Origin of the sequence: Brachybacterium epidermidis, from assembly GCF_015209585.1 — a bacterium.
In the GTDB taxonomy this organism is placed as follows: Bacteria; Actinomycetota; Actinomycetes; order Actinomycetales; family Dermabacteraceae; genus Brachybacterium; species Brachybacterium epidermidis.
Window position 1 is genome coordinate 124,353 of the sequence record NZ_JADEYR010000004.1, and the last position, 19,134, is coordinate 143,486.

17 protein-coding genes are annotated in these 19,134 nt (G+C 71.7%); 7 read left to right on the forward strand and 10 right to left on the reverse strand.

Annotated elements, in window-relative coordinates; translation table 11 throughout:
• Window positions 1-22: 22 nt before the first annotated feature.
• The 3 genes from hutH to IOE58_RS05955 form a co-directional block, all read right to left on the reverse strand.
• Complete coding sequence (gene hutH / locus IOE58_RS05945; protein ID WP_193865487.1) at window positions 23-1,609, reverse strand: histidine ammonia-lyase; 1,587 nt, start codon at window positions 1,607-1,609, stop codon at window positions 23-25.
• Window positions 1,610-1,677: 68 nt separating this feature from the next.
• Window positions 1,678-2,955: an imidazolonepropionase gene (hutI, locus tag IOE58_RS05950; RefSeq protein ID WP_193865488.1), complete on the reverse strand. Its 1,278-nt coding sequence runs from the start codon at window positions 2,953-2,955 to the stop codon at window positions 1,678-1,680.
• A gap of 83 nt (window positions 2,956-3,038) precedes the next feature.
• Entirely contained in the window at window positions 3,039-3,227 is a 189-nt protein-coding gene (locus IOE58_RS05955) for a hypothetical protein (protein ID WP_193865489.1), read from the reverse strand.
• A gap of 101 nt (window positions 3,228-3,328) precedes the next feature.
• Between IOE58_RS05955 and IOE58_RS05960 the strand changes: the two genes are divergently transcribed.
• Window positions 3,329-3,829 carry a hypothetical protein gene (locus IOE58_RS05960; protein WP_193865490.1) on the forward strand — a complete coding sequence of 167 codons (501 nt, stop codon included), beginning with the start codon at window positions 3,329-3,331 and terminating at the stop codon, window positions 3,827-3,829.
• Between the two features lie 59 nt (window positions 3,830-3,888).
• On the opposite strand, the gene IOE58_RS05965 is transcribed toward IOE58_RS05960, so the two are convergent.
• Complete coding sequence (locus tag IOE58_RS05965; RefSeq protein WP_193865491.1) at window positions 3,889-5,571, reverse strand: urocanate hydratase; 1,683 nt, start codon at window positions 5,569-5,571, stop codon at window positions 3,889-3,891.
• 209 nt (window positions 5,572-5,780) lie between these two features.
• On the opposite strand from IOE58_RS05965, the gene hutG reads away from it, so the two are divergent.
• Window positions 5,781-6,797: a formimidoylglutamase gene (gene hutG / locus IOE58_RS05970; protein WP_193865492.1), complete on the forward strand. Its 1,017-nt coding sequence runs from the start codon at window positions 5,781-5,783 to the stop codon at window positions 6,795-6,797.
• Between the two features lie 9 nt (window positions 6,798-6,806).
• On the opposite strand, the gene IOE58_RS05975 is transcribed toward hutG, so the two are convergent.
• The 6 genes from IOE58_RS05975 to sucC form a co-directional block, all read right to left on the reverse strand.
• Window positions 6,807-7,634, reverse strand: coding sequence for a hypothetical protein (locus tag IOE58_RS05975; RefSeq protein WP_193865493.1), 828 nt, complete (start codon window positions 7,632-7,634; stop codon window positions 6,807-6,809).
• Window positions 7,635-7,721: 87 nt separating this feature from the next.
• Complete coding sequence (locus IOE58_RS05980; protein ID WP_259890392.1) at window positions 7,722-8,678, reverse strand: C40 family peptidase; 957 nt, start codon at window positions 8,676-8,678, stop codon at window positions 7,722-7,724.
• A 189-nt stretch (window positions 8,679-8,867) separates the two neighbouring features.
• A complete protein-coding gene (locus IOE58_RS05985; protein WP_193865494.1) occupies window positions 8,868-9,587 on the reverse strand; it encodes a metal-dependent transcriptional regulator in 720 nt (239 codons plus the stop codon).
• A 111-nt stretch (window positions 9,588-9,698) separates the two neighbouring features.
• Complete coding sequence (locus IOE58_RS05990) at window positions 9,699-10,580, reverse strand: CPBP family intramembrane glutamic endopeptidase (protein WP_193865495.1); 882 nt, start codon at window positions 10,578-10,580, stop codon at window positions 9,699-9,701.
• A 160-nt stretch (window positions 10,581-10,740) separates the two neighbouring features.
• Window positions 10,741-11,628: a succinate--CoA ligase subunit alpha gene (gene sucD, locus IOE58_RS05995; RefSeq protein ID WP_193865496.1), complete on the reverse strand. Its 888-nt coding sequence runs from the start codon at window positions 11,626-11,628 to the stop codon at window positions 10,741-10,743.
• 11 nt (window positions 11,629-11,639) lie between these two features.
• Window positions 11,640-12,809 (reverse strand): ADP-forming succinate--CoA ligase subunit beta, encoded by a 1,170-nt coding sequence (sucC, locus tag IOE58_RS06000; protein WP_193865497.1) that lies wholly within the window; start codon window positions 12,807-12,809, stop codon window positions 11,640-11,642.
• A 209-nt stretch (window positions 12,810-13,018) separates the two neighbouring features.
• On the opposite strand from sucC, the gene IOE58_RS06005 reads away from it, so the two are divergent.
• The 5 genes from IOE58_RS06005 to IOE58_RS06025 all read left to right on the forward strand — a co-directional run bounded on the left by IOE58_RS06005 (window position 13,019) and on the right by IOE58_RS06025 (window position 19,133).
• Window positions 13,019-13,294: a hypothetical protein gene (locus IOE58_RS06005; RefSeq protein WP_193865498.1), complete on the forward strand. Its 276-nt coding sequence runs from the start codon at window positions 13,019-13,021 to the stop codon at window positions 13,292-13,294.
• A gap of 52 nt (window positions 13,295-13,346) precedes the next feature.
• Window positions 13,347-13,994 carry a hypothetical protein gene (locus IOE58_RS06010; RefSeq protein ID WP_193865499.1) on the forward strand — a complete coding sequence of 216 codons (648 nt, stop codon included), beginning with the start codon at window positions 13,347-13,349 and terminating at the stop codon, window positions 13,992-13,994.
• A 406-nt stretch (window positions 13,995-14,400) separates the two neighbouring features.
• Window positions 14,401-17,241 (forward strand): multicopper oxidase domain-containing protein, encoded by a 2,841-nt coding sequence (locus IOE58_RS06015; protein ID WP_193865500.1) that lies wholly within the window; start codon window positions 14,401-14,403, stop codon window positions 17,239-17,241.
• A gap of 37 nt (window positions 17,242-17,278) precedes the next feature.
• Window positions 17,279-17,428, forward strand: coding sequence for a VOC family protein (locus tag IOE58_RS06020; RefSeq protein WP_228019066.1), 150 nt, complete (start codon window positions 17,279-17,281; stop codon window positions 17,426-17,428).
• Between the two features lie 196 nt (window positions 17,429-17,624).
• Complete coding sequence (locus IOE58_RS06025; protein WP_193865501.1) at window positions 17,625-19,133, forward strand: HNH endonuclease; 1,509 nt, start codon at window positions 17,625-17,627, stop codon at window positions 19,131-19,133.
• The last annotated feature ends 1 nt before the right edge of the window (window position 19,134 follow it).

The window sequence follows — 19,134 nt, forward strand, 5'->3', positions numbered from 1 at the left end:
AGAGGACCGGGCCCTGTTGCGCTCAGCGCAGCTGGCCCGTAACGCTCTGAACGGCCTCGAGCACGGAGCCGTCGGCCAGGCGCGACTCTGCCTCCGCGATGTCGGGCGCGAGGAACGTGTCAGGACCCGGCCCGTCGACCGTGCCGCGCAGCACCGCGATCGCGGCCGCACCTGCGGCCGACGGGGCAAGTGGTGCGCGCAGGTCGCAGGCGCGGGCAGCGGTGAGCAGCTCGATGGCGAGCACCCGGCGCAGATTCTCCACCGCGGTGCGCAGCTTGCGGGCCGCGTGCCAGCCCATGGACACGTGGTCCTCCTGCATCGCCGAGGAGGGGATCGAGTCCACGCTGGCCGGCATGGCCAGGCGCTTCATCTCCGAGACCAGGGCAGCCTGGGTGTACTGGGCGATCATGAAGCCGGAGTCCACGCCGGGGTCGTTGGCCAGGAACGGCGGCAGGCCGTGGGAGCGAGCCTTGTCGAGCATGCGGTCGGTGCGGCGCTCCGCGATGGAGGCGAGGTCTGCGGCCACCACCGCCAGGAAGTCCAGCACGTAGGCCACCGGAGCGCCGTGGAAGTTCCCGTTGGAGGTGATGGTGCCGTCCTCGAGCACCACGGGGTTGTCGATGGAGGCGGCCAGCTCGCGCTCGGCGACGGTGCGGGCATGGTCCAGGGTGTCCCGCACCCCGCCGGCCACCTGCGGGGCACAGCGCAGGGAGTAGGCGTCCTGGACCCGTGATCCCTCGGCGGTCACGTCGGCGATGATCAGTGACCCCTGCAGGAGGTCCAGGATGTTGGCGGCCGATGCCGCCTGTCCCGGGTGGGGGCGCAGCGGCGTGTGCAGCTCGGGCCGGAACACGCTGTCGCGGCCCCGCAGGCCCTGCACCGTCAGCGAGCAGGTGACGTCGGCGATCCGCACCAGTTCGTCGAGGTCGGCGATGGCCATCAGGAGCATCCCCAGCATCCCGTCGGTGCCGTTGACCAGCGCCAGCCCCTCCTTCTCCGCCAGCTCGATCGGTTCGATGCCGGCCTCGGCCAGCAGCTCGCGCACGGGGCGCTCCTCGCCGGCGCGATCCCGGGCGCGGCCCTCCCCCATGAGCACCAGTGCGCAGTGGGAAAGCGGGGCCAGGTCCCCGGAACAGCCCAGGGAGCCGTACTCGTGGACGATGGGGGTGATGTGCGCGTTCAGCAGCGCCAGCATGGTCTCCAGCACGACGGGCCTCACGCCCGTGCGGCCGGAGGCGAGGGTGCGGGCACGCAGCAGCATCAGCGCACGCACCACCTCGGTCTCCACCGCGGGGCCGGCGCCGGCCGCATGGGAGCGGATCAGGGAGCGCTGCAGGGCGCCCCGCATGCCCGGGTCGATGGCGGTGTCGGCCAGCGCCCCGAAGCCCGTGGAGACCCCGTACACCGGGGCATGGCCGGGAGCCGCCAGGGCATCCACGTGGGCGCGAACCCGGTCCACTTCCTCCCGGGCCGCGGGGTCGAGGTCCACGCGGGCGCCGCGGCGGGCGACGGCGAGGACGTGACCTGCCGTGAGGCCGGCGGTGCCGAGGGTGACGACGGAGGGCCCGGAGGCGGTGGAGGGGTTCGGGGAGGCGTTCGTCGAGGTCATGGGAACTCCTATGGCGGGTGGGGATGGACGGGCCCGTCCAAGGGCCGTACCGGGGTGAGTGAGGGAGATCAGAGGACGCGTGTCCCGCGCCGCCACACCGCATGGGTGAGCGGCATGCCGGGGCGGTAGGCGAGGTGGATCGCGGCGGGGGCATCGAGCACGTGCAGGTCCGCCCGGGCACCGACGCCGAGGTGTCCCACGTCGTTGCGGCGCAGGGCGAGGGCGCCGCCGCGGGTGGCGGCGCGCACGGCCTCGGCGAGGGTGAGCCGCATCTGCAGCACCGCGGTGGCCACGCAGAACGCCAGGGAACTGGTGTAGCTGGTACCGGGGTTGCAGTTCGAGGCGATCGCGAGCTGGGCCCCGGCCTCGAGCAGTTCTCGGGCGGGGGCCAGGGGCGCGCGGGTGGAGAGGTCGCAGGCCGGCAGCACGGTGGCCACAGTGGGCCCGGTCCGGGCATCCAGCACACCCGGTTCCTCACCCGGCGCGACGGGGAGAGCCGCGGTCGCGGCGAGGGCGTCGACGTCGGCGGGATCTAGGTGGTTGAGGTGATCGACGCTCGCCGCACCCAGGTCGCAGGCCAGCTGCACACCGCCGGTGCGGCCCAGCTGGTTGCCGTGCACCCGCAGGCCCAGGCCCGCGTCGGCGCCGGCGCGCAGCACCCGCGTGGACTGCTCGGAATCGAAGGCGCCGTCCTCGCAGAACACGTCGATCCAGCGCAGGGCGGGTCCCGCCGCGTCCTGCACCGCCTCGAGCATGGGGCCGGCCACCAGGTCCACGTACTCCTCACCCCGGCCCTCGAACTCGCCGGGCACCAGGTGGGCACCGAGGTAGGTGATCTCGTCGATCTCGCCTGCGGCATGGAGCTGGGCCAGCAGGCGGGCTGCCCGGGCCTCCTCGTCCACTGTGAGGCCGTACCCGGTCTTGGTCTCCAAGCACGTGGTGCCGCCGCGCACGGCCTCGGTGATCCGGCTGCGCACCAGGGCCAGCAGCTCCTCGTCACGCGCGGCCCGAGTCGCCCCGGTGGTCACCGATATGCCGCCGGCGGCGTAGGACTCCCCTGCCATCCGCGCCTCGAACTCGGCGGAGCGGTCCCCGGCGAACACCAGGTGGGTGTGAGAGTCCACCCAGCCCGGCAGCACGGCCCGGCCCCCGAGGTCCGCCTGGTCGTCGGCCGCGGGGGCCTCGGTGGCAGGTCCGGTCCAGGCGATGTGGCCGGAGTCGATCACCACGGCTGCATCGCGGAGCAGCTGTCCGTCGGACATGCCTCGCGGAGGCGCGGACGGGTCCTCAAGGGCGGGGTCGAAGGTCCAGAGCTCGGAGATCCCGGTGATGACGGTGGAGGCCATGCACCGAATCTACGGACCGCACGCTGTGGCCATGGCGGCTCCCTCGGAGAACTGTCCGAGGTACCGGACTGCGGGCGGGGCCCTCAGAGGACCCCCACGCCGTCCCCGATCCCATGACGCTGCAGGAATCCCGGGTCCTCGGTGCGCCCGACGGTGGTCCGCCCGAAGGTCTCCCGGTACTCGTCGTAGGTCATGGTGACCGTCTTGGGAGCGTTGGGGTCGCCCGGCCCCCAGGGGTTGGTCACCGTCACGGTGCCGGCCTCCCGGTCCACGGCTGTGACGGTGTAGGCGTGGTTTCTGGGACACTGATCCCGTTCTCGCAGCGCATCGACCACCGCACCAGGAGCAGCCGATGACGACCCACCCGCAACCCATGACTGCGCCCCGCCTCACGACACCGCGACGCCGGCGGCCCTCAGGGGCCCTCGGCGCGCTCGCGGCCACGGTGGTGCTCGCCGGGTGCGGGATGCTGCGAGGCTCAGCTGAGGACCCCACCTCCGGCCCCGCCGGGGGGACGCTGCATGAGCAGGGCACCACCGAGGTGGAGATCGCCGTGGGCGAGACCGCCCAGATCTCCCTCGGAGAGGGCAGCCAGGGCGTAGGTGATGCGTGGGGCGTCATCTCCCAGACCGAGGAGTCTGTGGCGAGCGCGGACGTGGTGCTGGGCGAGGACGTCTACGGGACAGGGGGTGGACAGGACGCCCCGGGGGCCTCGATGCCCTACGCCGTCGAGCTCACCGGTATCGAAACCGGGACCATGACGGTGCGCGTCCTGTACTGCACTCGCGCCGAGATCGCCGAGGACTGCGACCAGTCCAAGGGGACCCTGGACCCGCCGGTCGATCCCGTCGAGATCACCGTCACCGTCCGCTGACCGCCGACCCCGGTCAACCACCGGCCCCGGTCAGAGGTCGGACCAGCAAGCCCGCGGGCTCAGTCCCTCGCCCGGGCCTGCATCGGCACCCGCACCCCGCGCTCCCAGGCCACGTCCGCGGCGCGGGAGTAGCCGGCATCCACGTGCCGGATCACGCCCATGGCCGGGTCGTTGGTGAGCAGGCGGTCCAGCTTCTGGGCGGCCAGATCGGTGCCGTCGGCCACGCCCACCTGACCGGCGTGGATGGAGCGGCCGATGCCCACGCCGCCGCCGTGGTGGATCGACACCCAGGTGGCACCGGAGGACGTCGCGGTCAGGGCGTTCAGCAGGGGCCAGTCGGCGATGGCGTCGGAGCCGTCGAGCATGCCCTCAGTCTCGCGGTACGGGGACGCGACCGAGCCGGAGTCGAGGTGGTCGCGGCCGATCACGATCGGGGCCTTCACCTTCCCCTCCCGCACCAGGTCGTTGAACAGCAGCCCCGCGCGGTGCCGCTCGCCGTAGCCCAGCCAGCAGATCCGAGCCGGCAGTCCCTCGAACTCCACCAGCTCCCCGGCGGCGTCCAGCCAGCGGTGCAGGTGCTCGTTCTCGGGGAACAGCTCCTTCAGTGCCGCGTCGGTGACGGCGATGTCCTCCGGATCCCCCGAGAGCGCCACCCAGCGGAAGGGGCCCAGGCCCTCGCAGAACAAGGGGCGGATGTAGGCGGGCACGAAGCCGGGGAAGGAGAAGGCGCGGTCGTATCCGGCGTGGCGGGCCTCGTCGCGGATCGAGTTGCCGTAGTCGAACACCTCGGCACCCTGGTCCTGGAACTCCACCATGGCCTGCACCTGCCGGGCCATCGACTCGCGGGACTTCTTGGTGAAGCCCTCCGCATCGGCCTCGGCCTCCGCCTGCCAGTTCTCCACGTCCACTTCGACGGGGAGGTAGGACAGGGGATCGTGGGCGCTGGTCTGGTCGGTGACCACGTCGATGCGGATCTCGCCTTTGCACTGCCGCTCCAGCAGGGCGGGGAACGCCTCGGCGGCATTGCCCACGATGCCGATGGAGAGGGCGCGCTTCTCGTCCCGGGCACTGGTGGCGCGGGCGATCGCGTCGTCAAGGTCGTCCGCGATCACATCGAGGTAGCGCTTGGAGCGGCGGCGCTCCAGGCGGGAGCGGTCCACGTCGGCGATCAGGCACACCCCGCCGTTCAGGGTGACGGCCAGGGGCTGTGCCCCGCCCATGCCTCCGCAGCCCCCGGTGAGGGTGATGGTGCCGGCCAGGGTGCCCTCGAAGCGCTTGCGGGCCACGGCCGCGAAGGTCTCGTAGGTGCCCTGCAGGATGCCCTGGGTGGCGATGTAGATCCAGGAGCCGGCGGTCATCTGGCCGTACATCATCAGGCCCTCGGCCTCGAGCCGGCGGAACTCCGGCCAGGTGGCCCAGTCCCCCACCAGGTTGGAGTTGGCCAGCAGCACCCGCGGGGCCCAGGGGTTGGTGCGCAGCACTCCGACGGGCTTGCCGGACTGCACCAGCATGGTCTCGTCGTCCTCGAGGTCCGCCAGGGTCGCAACGATCGCGTCGTACGCCTCCCAGGAGCGGGCGGCGCGGCCGGTGCCGCCGTAGACCACCAGGTCATCGGGCCGTTCGGCCACCTCAGGGTCGAGGTTGTTCATCAGCATCCGCAGCGGGGCCTCTGTCTGCCAGCTCTTCGCGGTCAGATCGGTGCCGCGGGGGGCGCGGACGGGGCGGGCGCCGGGAAGGCTCATGGTGTGCTCCTGGGTCTCGGGGGTCGCTGCAGTGGGACCCCTTCAGCACAGCATGTCCCCGGGGACCGGGTGAGTGCTCCAGCCCGGAGCCGTCCGGGATCTCGGACAGTCGGGTGGGGATCCGGCCCGGCCTCAGGGACCGCAGGTGCCACCATGGGAACAGCGGCGCCCCGTCGCTTCGACCCCACGCACCCGGAGGACCGCCGCCGATGGACGACCACAGCGCCCCTGTTCCGCTCCGCGCCTGGACCGGCCGCGTCGACGGCGAGGGTCCTGATCACGCCCGGTGGCACCAGCGGGTGCGGCCCGCCCAGCGGACCCGGGGGAGCTCCGCACCGCACGTCGCGGTGGTCGGCTTCCGCACCGACGAGGGCGTGCGCCGCAACGGCGGCCGAGCGGGCGCTGCCGACGGACCCGAGGCCCTGCGCTCCGCCCTGGCTCCGATGGTCCCGCACCCGAGCATCGCCCGCGGCGACGTACAGCTGGTGGACCACGGGGACGCGGTCACCGTGGGCGAGGACCTGGAGACCGGCCACCGCGACGCCGCGGCGATGATCGCCTCCGCGCTCGGCGCTCCGGGCTCCCTGCTCACGGTGGTGCTGGGCGGGGGGCACGAGACCGCCTGGGCCTGCTACCTGGGACTGGTCAGCTTCCTCGGCGCCGGCACCGACGCCCCCGAAGCGCGTCCCCGCTGGGGCGTGCTGAACCTCGATGCGCACTTCGACCTGCGACGGGAGGACCGTGCCACCTCCGGCACCCCGTTCCTGCAGATGGCCGAGGCCGAGAGGGCCGCCGGGCGGGACCTCGCCTACGCGGTGCTCGGCATCTCGGAGGCGTCCAACACCGGCGCACTGTTCGACACCGCTCGCGAACTGGGCGTGCGCTGGCTGACCGACCTGGAATGCCTGGACGGCGGGACAGGCGCCGTGCAGAGCTTCGTGGAGGAGGTCGTCGCGGATCTGGACGTCCTCTACCTCACCATCGACCTGGACGTGCTGCCTGCAGCGGCTGCCCCCGGTGTGAGCGCCCCGGCGGGGCTGGGCGTACCGCTGCCGCTGATCGTCACGGCGGTCCGTGCTGCCGCGGCGAGCGGGAAGCTCGCCCTGATCGACGTGGTGGAGCTGAATCCCGGCCTCGACGTCGACTCCCGCACCGCCCGCACAGCGGCCCGGCTGATCGACCTGGCAGTGCGGCAGCATCTGGCAGCAGCACCGTCCGGCGTCTGAGGCCGGCCCTCACGCGCTGCGGCGCAGGCCGATCAGCACCAGGCCGACGGCCATCACCAGTGCGCCCACCCCGAGCATGATCACCCCCTGCGGCATCACCTCGGTGGTGAACTTCTCCTGGAACACCTGCACGATAGGGCCGACGAACACGGCTTGATCGATGCTGTCGGGGACCAGGTCCTCGATGCGGGTGGCCAGTAGCCACACCGCCCCTCCGGCGAGGATGCCGCCCACCCCCGCGAGGGTGAGCATCGTGCGTCGGTGCGCTGCGACGGTGAGCGCGACCAGGAGCAGCAGCAGCGCGGCCGGCCCCAGCCGGTGCGCCCACGGGGAGAGTGAGGCGGCCTTCGCCAGCAGCGGGACATCGGGGATGGTGGCCAGGGTGACGGTGGCGTCCTCCGGCCGGGGGACGGTGATGCCCAGGGGGAGGTGATCCTCGATGCCGCTGAGAATGGCGTCGATGGCGGGCCCCAGGTCCACGTCCAGGTCCGATGCCCCGGGGCTGAACAGCGCACCGTGCAGCTCGCGCATGGTCACGTCCCAGACACTGCCGTACACCTCGGTCCCGGTGATCCGCGCGGCCTGCTCCTCGGCCAAGGGCGTGACACGCTCGGTGATCCAGTCCGGCACGCGCTCATCCCCCAGGATCTGCGCGACGGCGCTGTCGGTGAGGGTGCGCTGGAACGCAGGGTCATCGGCCAGCGGCTCGGTGACCGCGAGGAAGCCCTCCTGCTCGATGGCCGTCCGGTCCAGCCACGCAGCCGGGATCCACAGGGCGCCCAGCACGGTCGCGATCAGCAGCAGAGCGGCGGCGAGGAGGTCACGGGCGGAGGACACGTGCCCACGGTACCCGGCGCAGCCGCCCGGGAATGGGAGCGGCCCTGCACCCGGGAGGGGTGCAGGGCCGTGTGCGGGTGGGCTGGATCAGCCGCCGATGCGGATGAAGGTCCAGTTCCCGGAGTAGATGTTGCGCTCGGAGGTGTCCACGCGCGTGTTGCCCGCGTCGACGAACATGTTGCCGCCGGCGTAGATCCCGATGTGGCCGGGCTTGTAGACGAGGTCGCCGGGGCGGGCCTCGGAGCGCGGGATCACGCGCCCGGCAGCGGCCTGATCGGCCGCACCGCGGGGGAGGCTGATGCCGTGCTGGGCGTACACCCACTGCACGAAACCGGAGCAGTCCCAGCCGGACGGGCTGGTGCCGCCGTAGACGTACGGGGTGCCGATGCCGCTGCGAGCGGTCGCCAGGATGGAGCTGCCCTTGCCCGGGGAGATGCCCGAGTCGGAGGACTGCTTCTGCTCCTGCTTCTCCTCGCGCGGCGCCTCGGACCGGTCGTTGGAGCGGGAGGAGCGGCTCTCGCCCTCGGAGCGACGCTCCTCGCTTGACTCCTCGCCGTCCTCGTTGCGATCCTCGCGGTTCTCGCTGCGGTCCTCGCGGCTCTCGCTGCTGTCCTCGCGGCTCTCGCTGCTGTCCTCGCGCTCGGAGCGGTCCTCGGACTGCTCCTGCTCGCCCTGGTCCTCCACCACGGGCTCCGGCTCGGGCTCGGGCTCCGGCTCCGGCTCCGGCTCCGGCTCCGGCTCGGGCAGGACGATCGAGATCGCACCGGCGGCGGGGGCCAGGGACGGGGCGGCCTCGGCCTCGTCGGCCACATCGGCGCTGGGGATGCCGACGGCCGGGGCGACCACGGGAGCCAGCACGGCCGTGGCGGCGGCGTCGGCCTGCGGGGCAGGCGCCTCGGCGTTCGGCTCAGCGGTCGCGGCAGTGGCACCGCCGAGCAGGATCCCGGCCGCCATCGCGGCACCGGCGGCCGCGCGGCCAGCGCGCACGGCGGGGGTCACCGCACGCACGTCGCGACGGTGGGTGTTCTTCGCAGTGTTCGACACGTGTGGCTCCCAGCCCCGAGGCTCTCGCCTGTGCGCTCGATGATGCTCGCAGTCCGGATCCGGCGCGCAACGGGGCCTGCCGGTGGACATGCCGGGCGAGGTCGCCGCGGCACGGGTACGACGATAGGTGCGCATGAGCGGGACCGTCCGTGTCCCGGGCCGCTTCTGGGGCAGACCTTGACGGAGGCTTTACTCCGTTGCGATCGGGGTCACAAGGAGCTGACCAGCGATGACGTCGGAGAGGGTGACAGCGGCACCGGACTCGGCCCGGAGCACCACGTCTCGCCCCTGCCGCCATACCTCCGCCCTGGCGCCGGGATACAGCTCATGACGTGCAAGTTCTCCGAGCAGCTCGATGTCGCTCTGGGCGCGCTCACCGATGCGGCGCAGCAGGACCGGCGTGGGCCGGTCGTCCGTGGCGACCTCGGAAAGCATCATGGACGCGTTGGCCATGTCTTTACCCTCCGGGGTGACCGCGGTCTCCGAGATCCCCAGGTCGCTCAGGCCGGGGATGGGGTTGCCGTAGGGATCGACGTACGGCGGTTGCAGCTGCTGGGCGATGCGCCGCTCCACCTCGAGGCTCATCACGTGCTCCCAGCGGCAGGCCTCCTCGTGCACCAGGGCGAAGTCCAGGCCGATGACGTCGAGCAGGTGCCGTTCGGCCAGGCGGTGCTTGCGCATCACCACCGTGGCGAGCTCCCGCCCCTCGTCGGTGAGTCGGATCCGTCGCTCGTCGTCCAGGTGCAGCAGGCCGTCGCGCTCCATGCGCGCCACGGTCTGCGAGACCGTCGGCCCCGAGTGCCCCAGCCTCTCGGCGATCCGGGCCCGCATCGGCACCACCCCGGCCTCGCGCAGCTCGAACACCGTCTTGAGGTACATCTCGGTGGTGTCGATCAGATCGCCGCTCACAGCCCCTCCTTCGCGCCCGGTCCGCCGCGTGGCAGTGACGAGTCTATCCGCGCACTCGCCACGGAGCCTGTTCGGGCAGGCGCGCGGCACGGCCCCGGGCCGCCGCGGGTTTCAGGCGAGCTGGCCCAGCAGGTGCAGGACCACCCCGAGGCCGTTGAGGAGCACGTGCGCCAGCACGCACACCCACAGGCGTCTCCAGCGCGACCAGAGCACGCCCAGCGCGATCCCCGTCGTCCCCTGCAGGGCGATCACCCGCACGGCGCTCTCCCCCAGGGGGCCGACCCGGTGCGAGAACAGATGCATCAGGCCGAACAGCAGGGAGGCCAGCAGGATCCCCGTCCATCGGCCGCACAGGGCCTCCAGCCGGGTCTGCAGGAAGCGTCGGAACAGCAGCTCCTCCCCCAGTCCGGCGGTGATCGCCGTGGCCGTCGCCCCGACCACGAGGGTCGCCAGCGGCGGCCAGACCGTCGGGGACCCGCTGGAGAAGGGGCCGACAGTCGAGAGGACGCCGAGCAGCAGTGCCGGCAGTACGACCACCGCCGGGTGGACGCTCGGCTGGTGGATCTCCACCCCGGCGCCATGGCGCCTGGCCGAGAACCAGAGCCACACGCACGGCACCACGATGAACATCAGGGCCTTGAGCAGGACGTAGTCCTCCGGCAGCGGCAGCACCGGCACCAGCAGCAAGAACCCCACGGCCAGAGCGAGCAGCCCGGCTGTCTGCGCCCGCACCCGGCCCGGCTGCGTCACCAGCACCGCCGAGGACCCCTGGCCGGACGGCAGCAGCAGCGCCGCAGCGATGCACAGCATGGCCGGCACCAGCAGCACCAGCACCGGCATCGGCCGGTACCCGGGGTCCATGGAGACAGTGACGCCGTCGGGGAACAGCAGGACCGAGGCGAGGACGGCACCCAGGACGACGGAGCCGAGCACGACGATGGCCCAGCCGCTGTCGGGCCGGGGATCGCTCGTGGGCGAGATGCAGTTGATCATGGGACCAGCCTCCGCGAGATCCGCGCGTCGCGCCTCCTGCGCGAGGAGGAGATCCCCGCACGCACGGCGCTCGGGGCCCGGATGCACCGCGCCCCGGGTCCCGCTCGGGGATCCGGGGCGCCGCGCGCTCACGGCTTTCAGGCCGCAGGAGCCGTCGGGATCAGAGACCCTTGATGATCTCCCGCATCAGCTCGGCGGTCTCGGTGGGGGTCTTGCCCACCTTGACGCCGGCGGCCTCGAGGGCCTCCTTCTTGGCCTGCGCGGTGCCGGCCGAGCCGGTGACGATCGCGCCGGCGTGGCCCATGGTCTTGCCCTCGGGGGCGGTGAAGCCCGCGACGTAGCCGACCACCGGCTTGGTCATGTTCTCCTGGATGTACGCCGCGGCACGCTCCTCGGCATCGCCGCCGATCTCGCCGATCATCACCACCCCGACGGTGTCGGGGTCCTGCTCGAACGCCTCCAGGGCGTCGATGTGGGTGGTGCCGATGATTGGGTCGCCACCGATGCCGATGCAGGTGGTGAAGCCGATGTCCGAGAGCTCATACATCATCTGGTAGGTCAGGGTGCCGGACTTGGAGACCAGGCCCAGCTTGCCCGCGCCGGTGATGTTCGCGGGAGTGATGCCGGCGTTGGACTTGCCGGGGCTGATCACGCCCGGGCAGTTCGGGCCGATGATCCGGGTGGTGCCCTTCTCCTGGGAGTAGTTGAAGAATTCGGCGCTGTCCTTGACCGGGATGCCCTCGGTGATGATCACCAGGAGCGGGATCTCGGCGTCGATCGCCTCGATCGCGGCGTCCTTGGCGAACTTCGGGGGCACGAACACGACGGAGACGTTCGCGCCGGTGGCCTCCATGGCCTCCTTGACGGTGCCGAAGACCGGCACCTCGTGGCCGCCGTCGAAGGAGACCGACTGGCCGGCCTTGCGGGGGTTCACGCCGCCGACGATGGCGGTGCCGGAGTCGAGCATGCGCTGGGAGTGCTTCATGCCCTCCGAGCCCGTCATGCCCTGGACGATGACCTTGCTGTTCTCATCGAGAAAGATAGACATGGGGGTGCTGCTCACTTTCCTTCGGCGGCGAGCTGGGCGACCTTCGCGGCGCCGCCGTCCATGGTGTCGGCCTGGGTGACGAGGGGATGGGCGAAGTCGGCGAGGATGCGGCGGCCCTCCTCGACGTTGTTGCCGTCGAGGCGCACCACCAGAGGCTTGGTGGCGGAGTCGCCGAGCTTCTTCAGCGCGCCCACGATGCCGTTGGCCACCGCATCGCACGCGGTGATGCCACCGAAGACGTTCACGAACACGGCGGAGACCTGCTCGTCGCCGAGGATCACGTCCAGGCCGTTGGCCATCACCTCGGCGGAGGCACCGCCGCCGATGTCCAGGAAGTTGGCGGGCTTGACGCCGTGCTGCTCACCGGCGTACGCGACCACGTCGAGGGTGGACATGACCAGGCCCGCGCCATTGCCGATGATGCCGACCTCGCCGTCGAGCTTGACGTAGTTGAGGTCCAGCGCCTTGGCCTTGGCCTCCAGGGGATCCTCGGTGAGGGTGTCCACCAGTTCGCCGTGCCCCTCCTGGCGGTAGGCGGCGTTGTCGTCCAGCGTGACCTTGCCGTCCAGGGCGATGATGTCACCTGCACCGGTCTTGACCAGCGGGTTGACCTCCACCAGGGTGGCGTCCTCCTCGCGGTACACGTCCCACAGCTTCTGCAGCACGGGGGCGACCTTCGCGCCGGTCTCGGCGTCGAACCTGGCGGTCTCGACGATCTCCTTCGCCTTGGCCTCGTCGATGCCGACGTTCGGGTCCACGGCCACGCGGGCCAGGGCCTCGGGGCGCTCGACGGCCAGCTGCTCGATCTCCATGCCGCCCTCGACCGAGCACATGGCGAGGTAGTTGCGGTTGGTGCGGTCCAGCAGCAGGGAGAAGTAGTACTCCTCGGCGATGTCCGCACCCTCGGCGATCATCACGCGGTGCACGGTGTGGCCCTTGATGTCCATGCCCAGGATCCGGGAGGCGTGCTGCTCGGCCTCCTCGGGGGACTTCGCGACCTTCACGCCGCCGGCCTTGCCGCGCCCTCCCACCTTGACCTGGGCCTTGACGACGGTGACCGGTGTGCCGAGCTGCTCCGCTGCAGCCTTGGCGCTGGCAGGATCCTCCGCGACCACTCCTCCGAGCACGGGCACGCCGTGCTTCTCGAAGAGGTCGCGGGCCTGGTACTCATACAGGTCCACGGGTTGGGGGTCCTCTCGTTATCGACAGAGGACGGCAGGCCGCGCTCCGGCCTCGGGGCCGTCCCAGGTGACGGAGCCAGACTACCGTCGCCAGAGCAATGAGCGAACCGGCTGCCCCGTCGCGGACGGGCCCGTCCGGAACGGGACGCAGCACCGCACGGCGTTCCTCGACGAACGCTTCGGTGAGGCACGGGCACTACAGTGGGCCCGTGCCTCGCCGTCGAACTCTCACCCAGCGCATCCGCGACACCCTCGGCTTCAGTGTGGTCGCGATCCTCGTGCTGTTCCTCATCCTGCGCGTGGCGGGTGTGCGCTCCACCTTCTCGAGCTTCTTCCTCTCGGTGGTGATCACGATCGCGCTGAACGTGGGGCTGTCGTACTGGAACGAGAGCTCAGCCCGTCGGCGCGCGCAGCAGGACCGCTCGTACGACGACCGCGGTCGACGGGACGCCGACATCCGCTGGCGGGAGGACGACCGCCGCTAGCTCCCTTGCATGACAGGGGCGCACCGTTCCACTACCGGGCCGAGGAGAGTCGATGGCCGACTGGAAGACCTACGCGAAGGCCGCGCGCAACACGGCGCGTCGTCAGGCGCAGAGCGCGTCGCGCCCCGCACGGGACCGACGGCACCCTGCCGACCGGGACCATCCCCGCCCCCCGTCGAACCGCTCGGGAAGCGAGTCGAACCGCTCGGGGCGCGACCGGGCCCGCGATGACGCTCCTCGCCGACGGCCCCTGAGCACCGGCGACTATGCGCGCGCGGCGCGTCGAGCCCTGGACGAGGGCACCCGTGAGAGCCGCGACTCCCTGCGTCGCAGCAGCGCGCGCGCCCGGAAGGATGCCGCCGCCTACGCCGTGGTGGCCGAGCGCCGCATGCGCAGGGCCCAGGTGGGGCGCCGCGTGACGGCCGCCTTCCGCGATGCAGTGCTGATGGGGCTGTCCCTGTTCATCATCTGGTTCGTGGTCACCCGCACCGGTGTGCAGATCCCCTTCACCGCCGTCCTCGCGGTGGTGGGGGTGATCGTCGTGGTCCGCTTCGGCTGGGCCCTGGTCGCGCAGTTCACCACCCAGCACGAGGCGGGCCCGGAGAACGTCGACGACGAGCCCCGGGAATACGAGCCGACACGCGACCCACGGGATGCGTCCGCAGCACCACGCACCGAGCGGCAGCACCGCAGCAGCTGACGCTCCGGCAGGACGATATGACATCGTGACGCGACCTGACGTGATCTTCGTCGGATCCGGGCCCGCTGCCTCGTCCCCGGAGCCCTCGCGCCTCTAGCCTGGCGGGGCCAGCAAGCCCATTGTGCGCCGGGTCGGCCCGGCGCCGTGGTCACCAGCTCGCCTGGTGCCGCATCCTGCCTCGAGGTGGCCATGCCCGACGCGACGAAGCACCCGACCCCGACCCTGTCGGGCTCCCTGCCCCGCTCCCGGCGGCCATGGCGGCCTTGGCGGCTCCGGCGATCCCGGTGACTCCGGTGGCTCCGGTGGCTCCGGTTCCGGTGGCGCCCGGGAGCCGGGCCGCCCCGATCCGCGCAGCAGCGGCCGCCGCTCCTGGCACCGCCGGGCCTCGCGCCCCGTCAGCTGGTGGATGATCGCGCTGGTCGTCGTGGTGCTGACCCACCAGTGGCTGCCGCAGGCCCGCTGGCTGATGGTCCACATGGTCACCCTCGGCCTGATCTCCACCTCGATCATGGTGTGGGGCCAGCACTTCACCGAGGCCCTGCTGAAGACTCGCCTGGGCGAGGAGAGCCGTCCCCGCCAGGTGGCCCGCAGCTATCTGCTCACGGCGGGCGTGGCGGTGACGATCGCCGGCATGCTGCCCTCGTGGCCGTGGGTAGTGGTGGTCGGTGCCCTCCTGGTCTCCGCCGCGCTGGTCTGGTACGCGATCTCCCTCGGCTCACAGGTGCGTGCTGCTCTGGCGCCGCGCTTCGCGTTCACGGTGCGGGCCTACATCGGCGCGGCCTGCCTGCTGCCCGCCGGTGCCGTGCTGGGCGCAGTGATGGCCTTCAGCCCGGGCGAGCCGTGGCAGGGCAGGCTGCTGCTGGCCCATCAGATCCTCAACATCCTGGGTTTTGTGGGGATCACCGTCACCGGCACCCTGCTGACCCTGTGGCCGACCGTGCTGCGCACCAAGGCGGATCCGGTCGCCACCGCGCGCTCCGCTCGGGGCCTGGTGGGCATGGGCGTCGGCGTGGTGGGGGCGTCGATCGCCGCGATCATCGCCTCGGTGAGCCTGGGGGTGGCGTTCGTCCTGGTGTACGCGGGATCCTTCGCCTGGGTGGCCATCACCCTGGTCCGGGCGGGCATCCGCTCCGCCCGCCAGGAGCACCGCATCGAACTGCCCTGGTTCCCGATCCTCTCGATCGGGGCGGGCATGGTGTGGTTCATGCTCGGCCTGCTGCGCCTGACCGCGCTCTGGTGGCGCTCGGCCGACGAGCAGCTCGCCAGCTCCCTGGTCGCCGCGGACGTCCAGACCCTCACCGTCCCCTTCGTCGCCGGCTTCCTGCTGCAGGTGCTGCTGGGGGCGATGAGCTACCTGCTGCCGGTCACCATGGGTGGCGGGCCGCGCGCGGTGCGCGCCTCCCTGGCGATGATGAGCCGGTTCGCCGTGGTACGCGTCGTGATCGTCAACCTGGTGATCGCTCTGTTCGTGCTGGCCGACAAGGGCACGGCGGCCAGCGGCGCCCTGTTCGCGGGTCTGACCGTGGGCACCACCGACGCCGCGGGCTTCGGTTCGTGGGCGCGCGTGCTCGCCTCGCTGCTGGCCTTCGCCGCGCTGCTGAGCTTTCTGGTGCTGATGGTCCTGGCTATCCGGGTCAGCGTGAGGGAGCGGAAGGCGCTGATGGCCTCCGGTGGGCCCGGTGGGCCGGACGCGTCGGCGCCCCTGCCGTCCCCTGCCCTGCGCGGTGCCACGGACCCGTCGGCTTCCACGGCGACGACGGGCGCCGCGAGCCCATCGGCCCCCGGCTCAGGCACGGACCCGTCGGCTCCTGCCGGTCTGGACCGTCGCGCCCTCACCGGGGCCCTGCTGGGGGCGGGCTCCGTCCTGGGTGTCACCGCCGTCGGATCCTCGCTTGACCGGGCCTACGGCTCCTACGGCGACACCGGTGCCGCCTCCGGCTCCGGTGGTACGGCCGCACCTGCCGCGGGTGGCGCGGTGAGTCCCACCGGGCAGACCACCACCGTCGCGGTGAGCATGGCCGAGATGCGCTTCCATCCTGATGTGATCGAGGTGCCCGCTGGCAACGACCTGGTGATCGAGCTGGCCAATGACGATCCGCACGACGTGCACGACCTGGTGCTCGCCGATGGCACCGCCTCCGGGAGGCTCCAGCCCGGCGACTCCACCACCGTCGAGGCCGGTGTGATCAGTCACGACCTGGCGGGGTGGTGCTCGATCGTCGGCCATCGTGCGATGGGCATGACCCTGCGGGTGACCGCCGTCGGCGCGGCGACCACGGGCCACGCGCACGGCGGCAGCGCCGGTGCTTCCACCGGCGGTGACGAACTGGCCCGGGTGCCGATGGATCTGGCTGCTGAGCCCGGCGAGGGCTATGCGGTGCGCGACGCCGCCATGCCGCCGAGCGCGGGCCAGGATCAGCGGCTCACGCTCGAGATCACCGAGGCCGCACTGGAGGTGGCCCCCGGCGTGAGCATGGACGCGATGACGTTCAACGGCACCGTGGTGGGCCCGGTGATCCGCTCCGAGCTGGGAGCCCGACTGACCGTGGACCTGGTCAACAACGGCTCCATGGGGCACTCGCTTGACCTGCATGCGGGCCGCGTCGCCCCCGATGAGGTGATGCGCACGATCCCACCGGGTAAGTCCCTCGAGTACACGATCACCACGGACTACGCCGGGGCGTGGCTGTACCACTGCTCGACGATGCCGATGACGGTGCACCTGGCCGCCGGGTTGCTGGGCGTGCTGATCGTGCCGCCGCAGGACCTCGCGACCGCCGACCGGGAGTACGTGCTGGTGCAGTCCGATCACTACCTGGTGCCCGAGGGCGCCGCCGGCCACGCGGAGGCGATGCACGAGGGCGCGCACCCGGTCAGTCCCGCCAAGATCGCCGCCGAGCGCCCGGACATGACGGTGTTCAACGGGCACGCCAATCAGTACGTGCACGCTCCTCTCGAGGCCCGTGTGGGCGAACGGGTGCGGATCTGGGTGCTGGCCGCCGGTCCCTCCCGCGGGATCTCCTTCCACGTGGTGGGCGGGGTCTTCGACACGGTGTTCTTCGAGGGCGAGTACCTGCTGCGGCCCGACAACGAGACCGGGGGCGGCTCCCAGGCCCTGCACCTGGGCGCTGCGCAGGGCGGGTTCGTGGAGCTGGTGTTCGACGAACCCGGCACCTACACCGCGGTCAACCACTCCTTCGTGGACATGGAGCGCGGCGCCAGGGCCCTGATCCGGGTCACCACGTAGGGCCGCCGACGGGCCCTGCGCTCCATATACTCCGAACATGACCGAGCCCGCCCGCACAGGGCTGCACCACCTCGAGCTCTGGACCGCTGATCTCGCACTGGCCGAGCCCTCGTGGGACTGGCTGCTGAGCGCGCTGGGCTGGTCGGCCGAGCCGGGTCCTTCCACATTCCTGCCCTGCCGGTTCTAGCACCCCGTCCGTGCGTCATACCCTTCCCCTATATTCGAACGCACATTCGATATAAATGTTCCCGCGCGTCGGGAGGAGGTGCTCCGTGGACGCTCTGCCCACCCATCCATATGCGGTGCTCGACGCGATCAGCCGGACCGCGAGTGCCGTGCAGGACGCCGTCGCAATGCTTGTTCCATACAGTGCCCGATCCCCCGTGGGGACCACCGCCGTCACCGAGGACGCCGCCACCGAGGACGCAGCGGTCATCGACGCGATCGGGCGGATCGAATCGCTCAAGAACTCCTTGGACGCCGTGCAGTCCTCCCTCGAGGTCTCCCTGCGGCAGGCTCGTGTCCGATCCGAGCGTGCGGCCGGAGTGCCGCTGGCACGCCGGGGCACAGGCGTGGGCCACGAGATCGGCCTTGCCCGCCGCATATCGCCAGCTCGCGCGGGCAACCAGCTCGCTCTGCGTCGAGTGGTGGTCGAGTCCCTTCCTGAGATCTGGCGTCGCATGGCCCAGGGGGACATCTCCGCCTGGGCGGCAGAGGAGGTCGCGCGGGCAGTGCTGGTCCTGGACGACGAGGATCGCGCCCGCATCGACTCCGAGCTCGCCCCGAGCATCCATGAGCTGTCCCCTCGCGCCGCTGGCCGCCGGGCTCGCGCACAGGCCGACGACCTCGATCGGGAGGCGGCCCTGGCACGGATGAGGCTCAACCACTCGCAGCGGCGCGTCACGCAGCGGCCGGCAGCCGAGGGGATGATGACGCTCTCGGCTCTACTGCCGCTGACCGAAGGCGTCTCGGCGTTCGCGTCACTGCGCGCAGCCGCGGACGCCGCACGTGCCCGGGGCGACGATCGCTCCCGAGGGCAGATCATGGCTGACACCCTGGCCGCGCGCATCACCGGCCATGAGGCCGCCGCGGCTCCCGTCGAGATCCAGCTGCTGATGACCGACAGGAGCCTGCTGGCCGGCGGCGCAGACCCCGCCCTGCTGGAGGGCCACCCTCTGCCCGGCCCGGTCGCGCGTCACCTCGCATTGCACGATGCACCCGCGGTGCCAGCACGCCCCGCCAACCATCCGCACCCCGGCGACGGTCTCAGCTCGGCGGGCGATCCACGCCCCGCTGACGAGCCCCACCCGGCCGGCCTCCGCTCGGCTCCGACCCCAACCGGCCCGACGGGTTCAGCGGCACGGGCCCGTCGGTGGGTGCGTCGCCTGTACACGGATCCGGTCTCCGGCTCCCTGGTCCACATGGACAGCCGCCGGCGGCTGTTCACCGGGGATGTGCGTCGCTTCATCCTGGCGCGAGATCAGCAGTGCCGCACCCCGTGGTGCGAAGCACCGATCCGCCACATCGATCATGTTCACCGCCATGCTGATGGCGGCACCACCACCCCCGACAACGGTGTGGGGGTCTGCGAGCGCTTCAACCACGTCCTGGAGTTGCCCGGGTGGGTGAGCAGCCTGATCACCGAGGGGGCCCACACGGGCACCCTGGAGATCACCGCGCCGACGGGCCACAGGTATCGCTCACCCGTTCCCGACCTGGATCGGATGCTCGGCCTCACACCCGGCGCCGCTCCTGACACTGCTGCACCCGCATCGCCAGACCCACCCCGCACGCTCGCGCCACCCGGAGCACTGGACCCGCCGGTCCGCAGTCAGCTGGACAAGCTGGCAAATCATGTGTCCGGCACCGGAACAGTGCGTATGCGCGGATGAC

What these genes read in the sequence shown, in the direction of transcription:
- IOE58_RS05965 (WP_193865491.1), bottom strand. Translation starts at nt 5,571, where the DNA reads ATGAGCCTTCCCGGCGCCCGCCCCGTCCGCGCCCCCCGCGGCACCGAT.
- sucD (WP_193865496.1), bottom strand. Translation starts at nt 11,628, where the DNA reads ATGTCTATCTTTCTCGATGAGAACAGCAAGGTCATCGTCCAGGGCATG.
- hutG (WP_193865492.1), top strand. Translation starts at nt 5,781, where the DNA reads ATGGACGACCACAGCGCCCCTGTTCCGCTCCGCGCCTGGACCGGCCGC.
- IOE58_RS06015 (WP_193865500.1), top strand. Translation starts at nt 14,401, where the DNA reads ATGATCGCGCTGGTCGTCGTGGTGCTGACCCACCAGTGGCTGCCGCAG.
- IOE58_RS06010 (WP_193865499.1), top strand. Translation starts at nt 13,347, where the DNA reads ATGGCCGACTGGAAGACCTACGCGAAGGCCGCGCGCAACACGGCGCGT.
- hutH (WP_193865487.1), bottom strand. Translation starts at nt 1,609, where the DNA reads ATGACCTCGACGAACGCCTCCCCGAACCCCTCCACCGCCTCCGGGCCC.
- IOE58_RS05960 (WP_193865490.1), top strand. Translation starts at nt 3,329, where the DNA reads ATGACTGCGCCCCGCCTCACGACACCGCGACGCCGGCGGCCCTCAGGG.
- hutI (WP_193865488.1), bottom strand. Translation starts at nt 2,955, where the DNA reads ATGGCCTCCACCGTCATCACCGGGATCTCCGAGCTCTGGACCTTCGAC.
- IOE58_RS06020 (WP_228019066.1), top strand. Translation starts at nt 17,279, where the DNA reads ATGACCGAGCCCGCCCGCACAGGGCTGCACCACCTCGAGCTCTGGACC.
- IOE58_RS05990 (WP_193865495.1), bottom strand. Translation starts at nt 10,580, where the DNA reads ATGATCAACTGCATCTCGCCCACGAGCGATCCCCGGCCCGACAGCGGC.